This is a genomic window from Parapedobacter tibetensis, assembly GCF_024704835.1.
Classification (GTDB): Bacteria; Bacteroidota; Bacteroidia; order Sphingobacteriales; family Sphingobacteriaceae; genus Parapedobacter; species Parapedobacter tibetensis.
In genome coordinates this window covers 368930-386440 of the sequence record NZ_JAMXBE010000002.1, presented here as the reverse complement: position 1 = coordinate 386440, position 17511 = coordinate 368930, and the positions used below count along the sequence as shown (strand labels likewise).

The window sequence follows — 17511 nt, the reverse complement described above, 5'->3', positions numbered from 1 at the left end:
GTTTAGCTGGCAACCTTAGCAATCGGCACGCTCCAATTATAAACAATCATGCAAAAGCATAAACCAACCACCATCATCGACATTGCCAAGGCGCTCAATGTGTCGCCCTCCACGGTATCCCGAGCACTCCATGACCACCCTTCCATCAGTGCCGAAACCAAACGTAATGTACATGAATTGGCCAAGAAATTTAACTACCAACCCAACCTGCTCGCCTTGAGCCTATTGAACAAAAAGACTGGAATCATAGGTATTGTCGTACCTGAAATCACCGGTTATTTCTTCGCCACGATTATTAATGGGGTACAGGATATGGTGGCTTCCGCCGGATATAAATTACTTATTTGCCAATCCAACGAGTCGTTTGAAGAGGAAAAAAAACTTATACATGAGATGACATTGCTCCGTGTAGATGGATTCTTGATTTCCCCAACGTTCAATACGAAAACATTTGACCACTTCGAAAAGCTCAAAAGCGCTGGTATCCCTTTGGTCATTTTTGATCGCGACTGCCCTGGTTTCCAGGCAGACAAAGTATTGGTGGACAGCTATCATGGTGCATATCAGGCTGTAGACTATTTGGTTAAGGCTGGTTGCAGACACGTTGCCCACATTGCCGGCCCCATCGCCATCCCTACGTTCAAACAACGTTTGGACGGGTACTTGGATGCACTGCAAGATAATGGCCTATCCATCAATGATTCGCTCATTGTATACAGCAGCGGGTTTTCTTCCGAATGCGGCATCGACGCACTAACACAGCTTCTAGACCAAAATGAGACACTAGATGGCATTTTCTCCGTAAATGATGCCGTGGCTATCGGGGCCATGCATATTATTAGAGAAAGAGGGTTACGAATTCCTCAGGATATTTCCATGGTAGGTTTTGATGATGAATCCTATTCCTGTTTCTTCAATCCTTCCCTTTCCTCGGTATGGCAACCCGTGTATGAGGTGGGCATGCTCTCCGCAAAAATCCTCCTTGATCATTTCAGCAACAGCGAACAAGCAGAAGGGTATCGATACGAGGTATTGAAACCGGAGCTCGTTATCAGGTCGTCATCCGCCTCACCAAATCCACTGGACATACCACGGGTTCACCTATAACGGTTGAAGTGCTCGCACGGTGTTGCAGCGCATTAATCAGTGTTTCGGCCACTTTATCGGCCATCTCATTAGGATATTGTTCTATGGAAGTGATGGGTGGTGTAATGATGGACGCCCTGGGGTCGTTGGAATAGCCGATGATTTTCAAATCTTCAGGAATCCGAATTCCGCGTTCCCTCGCAAATTCCACAGCGGCGATGGCTGTGGTGTCATTTGCCGCAAACAGGCCATCCGGCACGGTGTTGCCGCCAAACAACGTCCGCAAGCTGTTCCATGCATTTTCCTCGGTCAACTCATGGTGCCACACCCAGTCCTCCCGCAATTGCAGGCCATTCTTCGCCATCGCATCAACGAAACCACGTGTACGTTCTTGGTAAATGCTACATGATAATGGGCCGCAAATATAGGCCACCCGTTGGCTTCCTGCCTGCACCAAATGATTTCCGGCCAGCAGTCCTCCTCGGTAATCGTCTCCTTGGATGATGTAAGCATTGGCTTCTACCGTAGGTACGCGATCATAAAACACCAGTGGTATCCCTTGTTTCAAAAACCCTTCAAAATGGGCAATATCTTCCGTATAAAGTGCAAGTGATACCACCAAGGCGTCTACCCGAGCGGAATAGAGCGTGTTGGCCAGCTCCTTTTCCAACGCAACAGAATCATTGGATTGACAAATCATGAGGTTGTATCCCGCTGCTTGCAGCTGCCGCTGCAAGGACGTGATGAAAAACGCATGGAAATACATGGATATCCGGGGCACGATCAGTCCAATGATGTTCGACCGTCGATTTCGTAATGAAGAAGCCATGTTATTGTGGCGGTAACCCATTTCCTCTGCCATTGCCTTCACCCGATTGCGGGTGGCTTCACTGATGCGCGAATGGTCATTGAGCGCCCTGGATACCGTGGCGGGGGATACACCCAATGCCTTGGCGATATCCACAATGCTATTTTCGGATTTTGGCTTCTTCGGTGTCATACGGTAAGCGCATTTGGCTCAAAACAACACTATTTTATCCAAAAAAGCAAATTTGCCATCTAAACCAGGCGAAAAGGCAAAAAAGCTATTACCTACATAATCATCGGTATTCTATACGCTACCGCATTGATATTAACCCCTGCACCTACGGATGCAAATACAATATCCTTTCCCGCTTGTAGCGTCTGGTGTTCAAAACGGTCTTTGCGCATCAGGTCATATAAAGTGGGTAATGTAGCTACGGAACTATTACCTAACCATGATATGGTCATGGGCATAATATTTTTGGGAGATTCGTTAAGACCATACAGTTCAAACAAATTCCTCAGGATGGCTTCATCCATTTTTTCGTTGGCCTGGTGTATCAATACCTTTTCAATATCCATTATAGTCAATCCGGCCTTGTCGAGGCTCTCCTTGATGACCAATGGAACGAATTTCAGGGCATTTTCATACAATTTTCTGCCATTCATCTTAAGGAATAATGTGTCGTTCTGATAATCGGGATTATAGGACTTTTCCATGCGTAGCAGGTAGGCAAGCTCTCCGGCATACGACCTTACGCTATGCGCCAATATACCTACAGGCTCATTACTTTTAACGGCTTCTACAATGACCGCTCCAGCCCCATCGGCATAGATCATGCTATCGCGATCATGTGGATCACAGATACGCGACAATGTTTCGGTGCCCACGACCATGATGCGTTTGGCAACACCCGAACGGATAAAATAATCAGCCTGGATAACCCCCTGTAACCATCCTGCACAGCCAAAGGGCAAATCATAAGTAATCACGTTCGGATTATCGATCCCCAGGTGGTGCTTTACCCTTGAAGCAAGGGCAGGCACAAATTCGCTCCGTCGGTTTTCTTCACTGATGTCGCCAAAATTGTGCGCTACAATAATATAATCCAATGTTTCACCATCGATTTCAGCAGATTCCAAGGCGTCCTTTGCGGCAAAAAAAGCAATATCGGAAGCCACAAGATCGTCCGTCACATACCTACGTTCTTTTATGCCCGTGATTTGCCCGAACTGCCTGATAATCTCTTCATTCATTTTTTGTAACCTGACACCATCCTTATCATAAAAGTGATGCTTCAGAAAGTCCTCATTCAATATACGTCGCGTGGGTATATAACTGCCACTGGCTACAATGACGGAATATGTTTGCTGATTCATTCGTAAATAGTTATTGATATTACATTTTATCTTTTTAAAGGCATCAATGAATGCTTCGCAGTTTGTTTCTTATCGGCCTAATGGAACCGCACATGATTGGAAATGAATCATTTTCATGACTTTTATGATTTCGGTTAATCATGTCGGTTTCATGCCGCAATATAGCTTTCTTAACGAAATAACAAAACTTCAAAATAAATGTTCACGTGGATTACCGTGTCGTGCACCCTTATATACAGGGATTTCGCTTTTAACTTTTTTCGTCATTGCTGCCTGTCCCGAACTTGCTTCGGGAAGGCTGTGTTGAGCTGTGCGAGCCGACCGCGAAGCGGAGTGCGGGGAAGAACGGCCCGCTTGCTCGCAATGACACCTTTGTGCTTTTTTAGATGCGGTTGCCCTGCCTTATATACCCCTTTGTGAGTCGCTTAGCTATTTATTTGTATCTTTGGGCTTTGAAAATGGAACCTAAGCAAGGTAGGGATATTTGGGCAGCACTGCAAGCAGGCGAACAGGATGCGCTGATGCAACTATATAACCAGTATTATGTCGGGTTGATAAATTATGGCGTGCAATTCAGTAAAGATCGTGGGTTTGTAACGGATTGCATCACGGAGACCTTCATCCACCTGTGGGATAAACGCAGTTCGCTTCCCAGCGTGCAGTATCCGCGTTCTTATGTTTTCACCATGTTTAAACACATTATCTTACAGCACTTCCGTTCGGAAAAATCAAGGGAGGAACGTGAAGGACGCTATCAGGAAAATATTGGACAATTAGAAGCCTCGCCCGAGGAAAACCTCACTAAACAACAGCATTTCAAGCTCCAATCAGGTCTTCTACAAAAAACCATATCAAAATTAAGCGCTCGACAGCAAGAATTATTGAAGCTACGCTTCTATGACGATTTAAGCTATGATGAATTGTCTGAAAAATGCCATATTACCAAACGAACGGCTTATAATATCATTCAAGATGCATTAAAAACAATCCGTCAGGACCTAAGAAGCCAAAAAGATTTCCCCTTGGAAGATCTATTAAGCTTATTAGCCATCATTTTTACCCCATTATTCCTAAACCGATAGAAAAAATCAATTTTTTTTCTATAATTCCATAGTAAATATCCAAATCAACTGCATCTAAGCTGAAATCATTAGGTCAAAATGGATTATTTAACATATGATGTAGAACAGTTTGTTGCGGATGAAACATTCTGCCAATATTGTTTAGGAAACAATCCTGATGCCGTTCGTTTCTGGCAAGAATGGGTGGCCATGCACCCCGAAAAAAAACCAGTGGTAGATCGAGCCAAGAAATTGTATTTTGCCTTAAATGGCGACCATACAGACGTTGATTTCCGGGCAGATTTCACCAAATTCAAACAAGTATTAAACCAACACAGTAGCGACCAGAAAGGCACCATCCGTCCTCCGTTGAAACCGATCAAAACCAAGAAGCTTGTTCAATATATTATTGCCGCCACCTTACTATGCAGTATAGGATTGCCCTTATGGTTATTTTGGAAAAACGAAACACAATCGGATAACCCGCATTCGAGTTTATCTGTTGTAGAAACGGAACAATATAGCACTGGAGTCGGGGAGAGAAAACACATTCAGCTTCCAGATGGTTCAAAAGTGATGCTGAATGCACGTAGCACCCTCATCGTGGCATCGGATTTCAACCAAAAGACGCGAAGCATCCAGCTATCGGGTGAAGCTTTTTTTGAAGTGGCTCACCAACCTACAAGACCTTTCCTTGTAAACACACCGCATATCACGGTAAAAGTCACCGGAACAGTTTTTAATGTAAAAGACTATCCTAACGATTTCACGACAGAGACGGTTTTATTGAAAGGTTCGGTGGCGGTCAACCACCACCAGGGCAACGTCGATGACAAAACCAACCGTACCAAATGGATTGAACTCAAGCCCAATCAAAAATTGATATTCCCTAACCAAGCTTATACAGCTGCTGAAGAAGCGCCTCCACTGATCGTACCCGAGCTTACATCAGTTGTACCGGTTGCAACCAGCTCCTTGCCCGCTGAGGCTGAATGGACAAGGAACCGCTTGATTTTCCACGACGAAACATTTGAAGAGATTGCGTTGATACTGGAACGTTGGTACGACGTAACCATAACGTTTGAAAGACCCGCACTCAAAGATGAGCGCTTTGTAGGCTCATTCGGGGAAGTGCCCATTGAGCGTATTCTAACAACTTTGCAACGTCTCAGTCAGTTTAACTTCAGGAAGGAGGGAACAAGTATCATTATCTATTAAACGAAAGATGGGATTTCTCAAAGAGAAACCCCATCATACTTGAATTAGTTAACAAAAGCAGTGTTCAATTGGCGTTGGTGCTGCTTTCATCAGTCTTAAATTCATTTGTAAATATGCAATTAAATTTCCAAAAACTTGACCTTAGGTCATTAACCAAACACTTCTTAATGATAAAGCTATCATGCGCTTTACTTCTCATTGGATGCTATACTACTACAGCCTCCGTTTACAGCCAAAGCGCCAAGGTAAACCTGCATTTTCAACATACTTCCATTGCAAAAGTGATGGAAGCCATTGAACAAAAAACCACATACAAATTTGTTTATCGGAGCAACGACAGGCCTTTTCAGAAGAAAATAAGTATTGCTGTCAACAACAAACCCGTTGCTGAAGTCCTAAACCAAATCCTTGATGGCACAGGCTATGAGTATGAGTTGATTGACCACGAAACCATCACACTTAGGCCTTTGGGAACCGTCGTTAATCAGCGTCGCATCAGTGGCTATGTGACCGATGAAGCCGGCCATCCACTGCCAGGGGTCACGGTCATGTTAAAAGGCAATAACCGTTATAGTACAGCAACGGATGAAAATGGACATTTTGGCCTAACCATCGATGAACAGACCGACCCCGTTTTGACTTTCCATTACATGGGGTACGAACCTGTGGAAATAGTTCCGGATGCCAGCAACTCCATACGTGTATCGTTGAAAGCCGCCAGTGGTACACTCGATGAAGTGATTGTATTGGGTTACTCCGCACAAAAGAAACAGCATATCACCGGCTCGGTATCTACCATTTCCAGCAAGGAAGTATTGCAAAGCCCCACCGCCAATGTCAGTAATGCACTAGTGGGAAGGTTGCCGGGACTAATGGCTGTGCAGGGTTCAGGCCAGCCTGGCCGTGACGATTCACAGCTTTATATCCGGGGAGTAAGCACCACTGGTAATTCTTCTCCGTTAGTCGTGGTCGATGGCATTCCCGTTGAACCCGGCGTGAATACCGGCTCTGGCGAACGAATTGAAAGTGCACGGCTACCACACCTCAATCCCAATGATATTGCCAATATTTCGGTATTGAAAGATGCGGCCACCGCAGCCGTTTATGGTGCTCGGGCAGCCAATGGAGTTATCCTCATTACCACCAAAAGGGGTCAACAAGGTAAAACATCACTCCAATACAGCCACAACAGCAGTTTGCTACAACCTACCTTATTGACCGATTTGGTGGATAGCTATACCTATGCCACACTGGAAAATGAGCTATATCAAAACGAAGCACGTTTTGACCCTACGCAGGGCCGGGGCTATACTGCGGAGCAATTGGAGATAATCCGCACCGGCTCCAACCCCGATCGATATGCCAATACCGACTGGTACGAGGAATTGAACAAAACGATTACCTACCAGCAACGACACAACCTCTCGGTGAATGGTGGCTCCGACCGCTCTAGGTATTTCATCTCGGGTGGATACCTCGACCAGCAGGGCCAATTTCCATCCAATGGTTATAAAGAATATTCACTACGCACCAATCTCGACGCAGATATCACTTCCAATTTACGGGTTTCGCTAAATCTTAATGGGCGTATCGAAAAGACAAAGGATCAAATAGCCGGATCGAACATCAGCGGTTATTACCGTCAGATTTCCCCCCTTATTCCCAGCCGTTTCAGCAACGGGTATTACAACTACGTCACCATCCCTTCGGGCTTCACCACATTGGTTAATGGAAGCCCTTACCTCATTACCCGTGAGGGGGGATATAACAATACCGACCTCAACAGCATCGAATCCATTGGAACCATCGTGTATGATTTCCCGTTCGCGCCCGGCTTATCAGCCAAAGGAACATTTTCATACAATAAGTATACGACCTATATCAAATATTTTGCCAAACCCTATACGTCTTATATCCGGAACGAGGATGGCACCTACTCTTCCAGGGTAACCGGACAAAATAAGGCCTGGTTGACGGAGACGTTCAGGCAGGGGCAAACCGTGTTGGCTGAGGCCTCCCTCCGGTACAATCGTTCTTTTGGCAACCATCAGGTAAATGGATTGGTACTTTATACTCAAACCCGCAACACCGGGAATAATTTCCGCGGAGGCAGGAGTAATTTCCCTTCGGCACAGATTGACCAGCTTTTTGCCGGAGATCCCACGACTGCCGTGGCCTCGGGTGGTGCCTTTGAAGATGCCCGGCAGAGTATGGTTGGCCAATTTGGATACAACTTCCGCCAAAAATACCTGTTTGATTTTAGTTTCAGATATGATGGCTCCGATGTCTTCCCCGATGGTGGGCGTTTTGGTTTCTTCCCTTCGCTCTCAGGTGCATGGGTGCTCAGCGAAGAGCATTTCTTAAAAGACCATAGCCATATTGATTTCCTCAAAATCCGTGGATCATGGGGGCAAATGGGCAATGATCGGGTAGGGCGCCGCTTTGACTACCTAAATAATTATACCTTGGGTACTGGCTTGAATAGCTACTACATCTTTGGTGAAGAATACCAGCAGGCCTTGGTTCCAGGTGTTATTCCCAATACCACCTTTACTTGGGAAAAAGCATCATTGACGAATATTGGTCTAGAAGCTCAATTTTTTGATAATCTCCTGGGTTTGGAGGCCGATTATTTCTATAAAAGAACCCGCGATATTCTTGCGAGCCGCAGCTTTTCCATACCGGCTACCATTGGTGGCACCTTGCCCAGTGAGAACTTGTCCATTGTGGACAATCAAGGTTTCGAGCTCGCTCTCACCCATCAAAATACCGTAGGCAACGTACAATATAGCATCCGGCCAAACTTTACCTACAACAAAAACAAAGTAATCTACATGCCCGAGCCAGCAGCAACCCTGGCCTATCAGAGCAACATTGGCCAGCCTGTGCGCGTGGGACAAATCAACATCCCATCAATAGGCTATGTGGCCGATGGCTTGTACCAAAGCCAGGAAGAAATTGACGCAGGCCCTACTCCGCTGCTCAACAATGTGGCCCCGGGTGATATCCGTTATGTGGATATCAATGGTGATGGGGAAATCACAGCAGACGATCGTGTGCTCATCGGCAAAGGCAACTACCCAACCTTCATTTATGGGTTAAACCTTGGCCTCAACTACAAGAATTTTGAACTCAACGCCTTATTGCAGGGCGCCGGAGGTATCGAAAAATACATGGGCGGCATCAGCCAGTGGGCCTTTGCCGGTAACAGTGTACCCACAACTGACCACCTCGACCGCTGGACACCGGACAATCCAAGTGCCAGTTATCCACGTCTGTTCAAAGAGAACACCAACAACCAGCAAATATCCAACTACTGGGTGAGGGATGCCTCTTACTTGCGGTTGAAAAATGTGGAAATCGCATACCATGTACCGAGCCACATCCTGCAAAAAGCAAAAATAAACGGATTGAGGATTTATCTTTCAGGCACCAATCTTTTCACACTGACCAACATCAAGAATGCCGACCCGGAAGCGGTAATGAGTAGTTTTGGCTCATCAACCTACCTCGTCCAGAAATTATATAATGTTGGTCTCAACCTTTCATTTTAAACAACCATGAAGATTAATAACGCTTACTATATCCTGCTTGCTTTGTTGATCCTGCTTACTGCAAGCTGCAAAAAGAATTTTTTGGATAGCAAACCTTTGGATCAATACAGTGATGCCGATATCTGGCAAGACTCTACCTTGGCCAGCCTGTTTCTCAACAGTGCCTACGCCAGTATCCCCACAGAGTTTGCTGGAGTCATGCGCGATGCATACAGCGACCAGCTGTACAGCACCAACAATGTTTCCATCTATCAAGATAGTTATGTAGCATCCAGTGTGCCTTTCAGCATCATGAATACCTGGGATGACCTATATGAAGCTGTCCGCCGTTGCAATATTTATATCGCGAATGTGGACCGCTTGCCGGCATCGGATGGTTTCAAGGGCAGGACACGTGATGAAGCCCGTTTTTTACGAGCGTTGTTTTACCATTACCTGATGAACTACTTCGGGGATGTGCCCATCATCACCGTGCCACAGAATCTTGATGACGACCTTAACGTAAAGCGCACCCCCTATTTGGATGGTGTGGCTTTCCTTACCGAGGAATTAGACGGTCTCATCAATGCCGAGTACTTACCCTGGAAATATGACAGCAGAAACACTGGAAGGGTTACCCGTGGTGCGGCAATGTCATTGAAATCGCGTGTATTGCTCTACGCAGCCAGCAAATCGGGTGACTGGCAAGCGGCCTATGACGCGGCCAAAGCGGTTATCGACCATGCTGGGCAGGCCGGCTATGCACTGTTCCCCAATTATCAGGAGCTTTTTTATGAGACAAATGACAACAACAGCGAGGTCATCTTCGACCACCAGTACCAAGCTTCTTTTCAAGCGTACCATGTACACCACTATAACTTGCCCTGGGGACTGACGCCTCCAGGTCCTGCCGGACTCAACCAGCCTACCCAGAACATCGTCGATGAATACGAGCTTACGAATGGCAAACTCCCGAAGGAAACCGGATCCGGTTATGATGCCCAACAGCCGTACATCAACCGTGATCCGCGCTTCTATGCAAGTATCTTTTTCGACGGGGATAATAGTTGGAAGGGTATTACATTGGATTTGAAATTGGGCTCTGCATATAACCCCAGCTTCAACCCTACCGCCACAGGATATTACCTAAAGAAAATGATCGATCCCGCTTTCGATCCGTTCAATACAACTACTTCGTACGGACCGGGGAATAACAACATTATCTTGCGTTATGCCGAAATATTGCTAAATGCTGCGGAAGCCGCCTATGAATTGGGTCATGTGGAAGAGGCCCGTGGGTATGTCAATCAAATACGAAGCAGGCCTAGCGTAGCCATGCCAGTGATTGCGGCAGCCGGTTTTAATTTGGAGAAAATCAGGCATGAGCGCAATATTGAACTTGCCTTTGAAGGTACGCGTACCTGGGATATCAGACGGTGGGAACAAGGCCCTGAAAAACTAGGTGTCCCGACAAGGGGGATCGGAATTGAAGAAGATGGAGCTGGAAACAGAACCTACTCGGAAACCGTAGTGATTGAGCGCCCATTTTCCGACAAGCATTACCTCATTCCGATCTATCAAACAGAAATGGATAAAAACCCTAATCTCCAACCCAACAATCCGGGATGGTAATCAAATTATAGCAAATGAAGACAAGCATCTTGACATTACTATTGGGCCTAAGCAGTACGATTGTATTGCTCGCCCAAGAAAGCAAACCCTTTAGCATCAAGGGGAAAATTGACAGCCTGGCCAATGGCAAGGTTATTTTTCAATATCAATTAGGCGACAGCCTGGTTAAGGATTCCGTACAGGCACAAAACGGCAAGTTCCACTTCAAGGGCCGCGTTCCTTCAACCATCTATATCGCTGCCCGATTCAACGACCAATATTTTCTTCCCGTGATCGTATCACCTAAGGAAAAAATCCGTATTAACGGCCATTTGGGCAACTTAAAAGCAGCCAAAATCCGTGGTTCAAAGGAACAACCTGTATGGGAAGCTTGGTCAAAAGACTGGAATGCCATTACCAAGCAGGCCGGCGTCTTATACAAGCTGTCGGACAGCATCGGTGAAAACGGCGACAGGAGCGCGGTGGAGGCTGGTTTTAAAGCACTGGACCAGCAAACCGAGGCCGCTGTGCATCATTTAGCGACGGCGCACCCCAACTCTCCGTTAGCCGCGTTTATCATTCTGGATCGTTATGTGAGCTATCCAAACCCGGCAAAGGCTGCCAAATTTCACGCGCTGTTGGGAGCGGATGCAAAGGCTTCTTACTATGGAAAGGAACTGGAAAAAGCAATCGCTGAATCTCAAAAAACAGCCGTTGGGGTCATGGCCGAAGACTTCACCCAACCCGATACTGAGGGGAATCCCATGAAGCTTTCGTCACTGCATGGAAAATATGTGTTGGTCGACTTCTGGGCAAGCTGGTGCGTTCCTTGTAGGAAAGAAAATCCCAATGTCGTCGCCGCATATAAGAAATACCACGATAAGGGCTTTGAAATCCTTGGGGTTTCTTTGGATAACAACAAAGAAGCTTGGATGAAGGCCATTGCGGCAGATGACCTCACCTGGTATCACGTTTCTGATTTAAAAGGATGGAAAAATGAAGCGGCACAACAATATGGGGTAAAATCAGTCCCCACCAATGTACTCATCGATCCTTCAGGAAAGATTATTGCAAAGGATTTACGTGGTGAAGCGTTGGAAGAACTATTAAAAACCTTGTTTTAGAAGCAACTCGCTTAATATTGTCCAGTCCCTAAAAGTACCAACGTGCAAGCATCGAGCGTCTCGATTCCATTTGCCTTGGCCAAATCAGCCAGTTCCGGGTTTTCTGTGCCGGGATTGAAAATGATGCGTTTGGGTTTGGTTTGGAGGATGTAGTCGTAATACTGGGGCTGCAACTGTGGCCCGATATAGAGTGTAATGGTGTGGATATCAGGCAACACATCGCCTGCAGCTTGTATGGCCACATCGGCCACCTCTCCTTTTCGGATGCCGATGTTGACAATATCATGGCCGGATTGAACCAAACGATGGGCTGCCAAACTAGCGTAGCGGGCAGGGTTGGTGGTCGCGCCGATGATCAGTGTTTTTTTATTTTCCATAAACAAGTAGGACAAAACTAAGGATAAAAAAATTACTTAGCGGTTGTATATAAAAAAATAGAACACGGATGACACTAGTTGGCCATGAACTCCCCTTGGGAGGAATAAGCCCCTTGCCGGATGACTGGCATATCAAGTATTTGATACATTTCATCAAGGTTGAGTAGGCTACCATTAGCAAGGTTGGTAAGCAATACGATGGTGATGTCCTCCTTCAAGTCACGGATGTAAAGGTTACGGAAGCCATGCCACCAACCGGTATGGTACACCACCTTATGGTTACCGGGGTCGAAGGTGCGCCACCCGTAGCCGTAGTTGAATATTTCCTTGGTGGGTGTACTGTGGCCGGCATAAGCCGAATCCAAGGTTTCCGCCTTAAGCAGGCGTTCTTCTTGCAGCGCCCGATCAAACAGAAACAAATCCTGCACCGTACTATAGATGCCTTTGTCACCTACTGGCCCATCTTGGAAATTCTGCACCACGGAGCGCCGCCAGACCCTGTCGTGCCCGATGACTCCCGTTGGGATTTTTTCATATACCGCAGTGGAGTACACTGCTGTATTTTTCATGCCTGCGGGACCGAATACGTTTTCTTGCATATACACGGCAAAATCTTGCCCGCTCACCTTCTCGATGATGGCCGCTAAAATCATGTAGTTGGTATTGTTATAGAAGAACCGCACATTGGGATTGGCGTATTTCTCTGGTTTGTGCATGGCCAACAGTTCCATCACGTCCATATTAGACATTCCTTTGCGCTTATCCGGCCATAGTTTATCTGTAAAGTAGAGGTAGTTGGTAAGACCCGAGCGGTGGGAAAGCAGTTGCTTGATCGTGATGCCGGAATACGGGAAATCCGGAAAAAACTCATCCACGGTCTGCTCCAGCTTAATTTTGCCTTCTTCCCAAAGTTTGAGCAGCCCAGTGGCTGTGAGTGGCTTGGATACCGAGGCCAATTCAAATTGCGAGGTAATCTTGAGACTGTCTTTCATCAGGTAATCGGCCCAGCCAAAAGTATTTTGATAAAGAATTTTGCCTTTTTTAGCGATGAGCACATTGCCATTGAAGCCAGAGCGACTATGCAGCCGTTGCATAAACGCTTCGAGGCGCTGGTCCGCTTTCGTGGCATCATATACCAGCATCAGGCTGTCTTTCTCCTGCTGTTTACGTGCGGTTCTCAGTCTTTTCTTTTCGGAAGAGGTGCATGATGCAATGATTAGGGCGGTAATAACTAAAATGGAAGTCGGTCTTAATGAATATCGCACAATGGTGTTGAATGATTGAGCCGCCAAAGTTAGGGCACCAAGTTAAAGCAAGCAAATTTATTTACCTTAAACAAACAACGCCACTGAATTTGAATTATTATAGGACAACGCAATTAACGGGAAACAGGGGGCAATACTTCTGCCATTACCTTCCGCCACAACTCCCGATAACTGAAACCATCTATCTTGCCCTCAATCGTTATCGTACTGTCTTCTGCAGAACGGTAAGTGATTTCATATTGGTTGCCTTCAAGATTTTTGTTCAGCGCATGTTTAATATGCTCTGCGTATGTACTGTCAGTAAGCACATTGAAGGTTCCCTCCTGTACATAACGCGAGCCTTGGGGAGTCCACTGCATAAATAAATAGCTCCCATCCGCGCCGAAAATCTTGTAGTTACCGGCAGGAACCTTCAGCACCTCACCATTGGTGTTCGCATTCGCCATACCCACCAGTTCCCACACTCCCACAAACAAATCCGCACGGTTTCCCTGACTAAATGATTGCATGGAAGGCAATGCAAATAGCATCAATGCGAGCAACACACCTTTATTCCAATAGGTTGTTGTATGAATTTTACTTGTTGTCATCATTTGAAAAATGTACTTTACATAAATAAATTTTCGCGAACAAAGCCCGAAAGCGAATGTCGCCAATTCTATAGCGGATAGTGTCGACCATTTTCTTTACTTTTTTTGGTCACTAAATTGGCTATTTGCAATTGCAAGGTAAAAAAAAATTGGCTAACCCGCACACGCTATTAATTTTGATTTATCCGACGTGCAGGTTCCATTTTCCTATTAAAAACCACTGCGTCGAAGATCGTCGACCATTTTGCTTCCTGATCTTGACACCCAAACGGACGCATGGTTTTTAAATTATTCATCAGATTTGAAAGCCTTGTTAATCCGGCAACCCCAACTCCTTACGCAAGATAATCTCAAAAGCATTTTCCGAGGGAAAGGACATCTTTGAATGAACAAATTTGCCTTCCGGATCAAGAAATATAAAATGAGGTATACTCGATATATTAAAATCGCGGCCAAAGGATTCCATGTCAGACATATGCCATTGCATCACAGACTTGGATTTATTCTTGGCCTCAACAACCCATTTACTTTTATCGTTATCGATACTAATGGCAAGAAAAGAAATAGGTTGGTCGTGATATTTGATAGCTAGTTTTTCAAAATATGGCGATTGATATTTACAAGGCCCGCACCACGTAGCCCATACATCCACGGCTACATATTTGCCTTTCAGGTCGGCCAAACTAACCGTATTCCCCTGCAAATCTACCGCATTAAGTCCGGGAGCGGGTTCACCCCTACCCAAACTTTGCAGAAGCTCGTAAATGTGGATTGCCTTATCTTTATATTTATGATCCGAAAATACCATGGCATACTGTTCAACAATGGCTGCCCGCTCCCTACTGTCTGCCGCATCATTGAGGCTCTTGTTGATTTGCCAAAAAAGCAATTTGTCTTTGAACAGCCCATCAGGAAGTTGGGTGATGCCCATCAGGGCCTTGGTATCTTCAGCGATATCCGACTTGTTAGATGCCGAAATGGCGTAAATGACGTAATCCAGATAAGGTTCATGGGCCAACAGGCTTTCATCTGATAGCGAAACTTGGTCTTTTATCTGCTGGATTTCCGGGGAGACGGCAGTTGTTTCATCCGGATAGACGGCCACTCTTTTCTTTTCATACTCATTCCAATAATTGAGGTATCGGACAGCAAGCATCTTCGTTATCCGCCCATCAAAATCTGCCCTTGATGTGTAACCGTCCACGGTTTTGAATACCTTTCGCTCCTTGACTTTCTTCTGCCAGTCTTTATATATTTCTTTGCCGAAAAACTGCGGATTATCCAAATGCAGGTTATTCTGTAAATAATAACTAACCATAGACCACGATTGTTGCAAACCCGGAGCCCGGTTTTCAGCGAGTCGCGTTCCCGTAATCTTAAACTCAGTTGCGTTCTCGTTTGCTTTCGCGGCGATGAATATACTATCAAGGGAACCGAAATATAGATTTGTTCGAAAAAAATGGTCAAATTCGACAGCATAGTAATCCGTCACCAATTGTTTATCAAACACATAATGAAACGTATTGTTATGAACCGGAATGACTGCCAGGGTATCTTGTATAGTATGGTTCACTATGTAAATCTGCTGAAGTGGAAATTCGGTATCGACCTTTCCGGCTATGACCGAGGTATGATAGGGTTTCATCACTTTCGGGGCCAACAGATAACCAACTGCGCCACCGGTTATCGCTAAGACTGCGACCAATGACCAGAGCCGTGTCCCCTTCTGCAGGAAAGCCAGTTTCCATGTACGGTGCCGATACCACTGGAAACCAATGTACAGGAAGGCCACCGTAATCACCACACTCACCACATCGGTATAGGTAAACCAGTACCCAAAATCGCTCCCATCCCTGAAGGTGGTAATACGTGGAAGGATGTGATAGGGATACCAATCAAAATCATACCCGAAAGGTTTGACGAAAACCCCGGCCAGCAATCCGGCAAATCCGATGATGATGGACCAGATGAAACTTGGCACCAATACCGCAATCACATACTGGAGCGCCGCGATGTAAACACAGCAGCAAAAAATCCGTACCGCTAGCTGAATCAGTTTCCAATATGGAATATAAAATTGAGCCGTTTCCGGGATTGTCGTAAAAAGGGTAAGCACCCAACCAATCAACAACCCGGATAAGATAAGCGAAAGCAAAGCAACAGCAACGCTGATCAGCACTACGGTAAACTTCGAGAAGTAAATAGCAAACTTATGTACAGGTTGGGTCTCCATCAGTTGCCACCCCCCGTTCCGGTGGTCCAGTTGGGCAATCCGGCTCGCCATCACAATGATCAACAACGGCAGAAAAAAATTGGTCAGCGGAATGGCCGATTCCTGGATAAAAAACAAATAATAGGAATAGTCAAACGGCTGCGTCTGTTCTGCATTGCGGAAAAGTGCAACAACCAACATGATGAATGGAAACAATGCACCAACAACAGCACTGAGCGCATAAATACCCGTTCCTTTTTTCTTGATATGCTCTGCCCGGAGCGCAGTCGCATAATCCTTAAAGACAAACTTAGTCATGGGTCATCGATTATTAGTTTCCACCAAAGACATAAACCAATCTTCCAATCCACCAGCTATGCGTACTTCATATACCTCAGCACCCCGATCTGCCAAATCACGCACCACGGCAGGAATGGCTTCCCTGCCCGATACGCCAATACTGAGTTGCTGATTGTTTTCCACCACCATGTGGGGATAAACTTCCCGCAACTTTTCCGCCCAACGGTCCGCATCCGCCAACGTTACCTTCAATGTGGTTACGCCAAATGTAGTAGATAATTCATCCATGCGCCCTTCAAAACGCAGCTTCCCTTCATGGATAATCCCGATATGGGTACACATTTTTTCGATTTCGGCGAGCAGGTGACTGGATACAAATATACTTACCCCTTTTTCTTTGTTGAGCCGGATAAGCAGTTGGCGGATTTCCTGCATACCATTGGGATCCAACCCGTTTACAGGTTCGTCCAACAGGAGCAACTCCGGCTCGTCCAACAATGCCATCGCAATGGCCAGTCGTTGTTTCATACCCAACGAATATTGTCTCACTTTGCGCTTACCGTCTTGGGCCAGTCTGACCAACTCCAACGCCGGTAGAATCTTATCTTCAGCAATACCCCGCAGCCTGGCGATATACCGGAGATTATTGATGCCGCTTAAATGTAAATACAATGCTGGCTGTTCCACCAGCGAACCGATCCTGGCAAAAACGCTAGGCATTTGCCCTCGCAATGGCGCACCAAATAACCGGATGGCATCCCCCTGTTCCGGAATAATGCCCGTAAGCAGGCGCATGGTTGTCGATTTGCCCGCGCCGTTTGGCCCGAGGAAACCATATATTGCTCCCCGCGGAATATGCAAGGAGACATGATCCAGTACGTGCTTGCCTTTCCCGTATCGGAAACTCAACGCTTCGGTTTCTATAATATTCGTCATCTGCTGAAAGTTTA

Annotated in this window: 13 protein-coding genes; 6 read left to right on the top strand and 7 right to left on the bottom strand. The window is 46.0% G+C overall.

From position 1 onward, the window contains the following. Positions 1–48 precede the first annotated feature (48 nt). Positions 49–1107 (top strand): LacI family DNA-binding transcriptional regulator, encoded by a 1059-nt coding sequence (locus tag NF543_RS04165; protein WP_257666848.1) that lies wholly within the window; start codon positions 49–51, stop codon positions 1105–1107. Here the strand turns inward: NF543_RS04165 and NF543_RS04160 are convergent. Both NF543_RS04160 and NF543_RS04155 read right to left on the bottom strand, forming a co-directional pair. After that, positions 1052–2086, bottom strand: a complete 1035-nt coding sequence (locus NF543_RS04160) for a LacI family DNA-binding transcriptional regulator (RefSeq protein ID WP_257666847.1) — start codon at positions 2084–2086, stop codon at positions 1052–1054. The genes NF543_RS04165 and NF543_RS04160 overlap by 56 nt on opposite strands. 92 nt (positions 2087–2178) lie before the next feature. Next, a complete protein-coding gene (locus tag NF543_RS04155; protein WP_257666846.1) occupies positions 2179–3270 on the bottom strand; it encodes a 3-oxoacyl-ACP synthase III family protein in 1092 nt (363 codons plus the stop codon). 458 nt (positions 3271–3728) lie between these two features. Here NF543_RS04155 and NF543_RS04150 point away from each other — a divergent pair, with 458 nt between their 5' ends. The 5 genes from NF543_RS04150 (at position 3729) to NF543_RS04130 (ending at position 11817) form a co-directional block, all read left to right on the top strand. After that, positions 3729–4352 (top strand): RNA polymerase sigma factor, encoded by a 624-nt coding sequence (locus tag NF543_RS04150; protein ID WP_257666845.1) that lies wholly within the window; start codon positions 3729–3731, stop codon positions 4350–4352. Positions 4353–4430: 78 nt separating this feature from the next. Continuing rightward, a complete protein-coding gene (locus NF543_RS04145; protein WP_257666844.1) occupies positions 4431–5549 on the top strand; it encodes a FecR family protein in 1119 nt (372 codons plus the stop codon). A gap of 167 nt (positions 5550–5716) precedes the next feature. Next, positions 5717–9103, top strand: a complete 3387-nt coding sequence (locus NF543_RS04140; RefSeq protein ID WP_257666843.1) for a SusC/RagA family TonB-linked outer membrane protein — start codon at positions 5717–5719, stop codon at positions 9101–9103. A 6-nt stretch (positions 9104–9109) separates the two neighbouring features. After that, positions 9110–10714, top strand: coding sequence for a RagB/SusD family nutrient uptake outer membrane protein (locus NF543_RS04135; RefSeq protein ID WP_257666842.1), 1605 nt, complete (start codon positions 9110–9112; stop codon positions 10712–10714). A gap of 14 nt (positions 10715–10728) precedes the next feature. Then, positions 10729–11817: a TlpA disulfide reductase family protein gene (locus NF543_RS04130; RefSeq protein WP_257666841.1), complete on the top strand. Its 1089-nt coding sequence runs from the start codon at positions 10729–10731 to the stop codon at positions 11815–11817. 11 nt (positions 11818–11828) lie between these two features. On the opposite strand, the gene NF543_RS04125 is transcribed toward NF543_RS04130, so the two are convergent. The 5 genes from NF543_RS04125 to NF543_RS04105 all read right to left on the bottom strand — a co-directional run bounded on the left by NF543_RS04125 (position 11829) and on the right by NF543_RS04105 (position 17497). After that, positions 11829–12194, bottom strand: coding sequence for a CoA-binding protein (locus NF543_RS04125; protein ID WP_257666840.1), 366 nt, complete (start codon positions 12192–12194; stop codon positions 11829–11831). Between the two features lie 74 nt (positions 12195–12268). Continuing rightward, positions 12269–13462 carry a serine hydrolase domain-containing protein gene (locus tag NF543_RS04120; RefSeq protein ID WP_257666988.1) on the bottom strand — a complete coding sequence of 398 codons (1194 nt, stop codon included), beginning with the start codon at positions 13460–13462 and terminating at the stop codon, positions 12269–12271. A 110-nt stretch (positions 13463–13572) separates the two neighbouring features. Continuing rightward, on the bottom strand, positions 13573–14052 hold the full coding sequence (locus tag NF543_RS04115; RefSeq protein ID WP_257666839.1) for a DUF4488 domain-containing protein: 480 nt from the start codon (positions 14050–14052) through the stop codon (positions 13573–13575). Between the two features lie 310 nt (positions 14053–14362). Further along, on the bottom strand, positions 14363–16579 hold the full coding sequence (locus NF543_RS04110) for a redoxin family protein (protein ID WP_257666838.1): 2217 nt from the start codon (positions 16577–16579) through the stop codon (positions 14363–14365). Between the two features lie 3 nt (positions 16580–16582). After that, positions 16583–17497, bottom strand: coding sequence for an ABC transporter ATP-binding protein (locus NF543_RS04105; protein ID WP_257666837.1), 915 nt, complete (start codon positions 17495–17497; stop codon positions 16583–16585). Positions 17498–17511 lie beyond the last annotated feature (14 nt).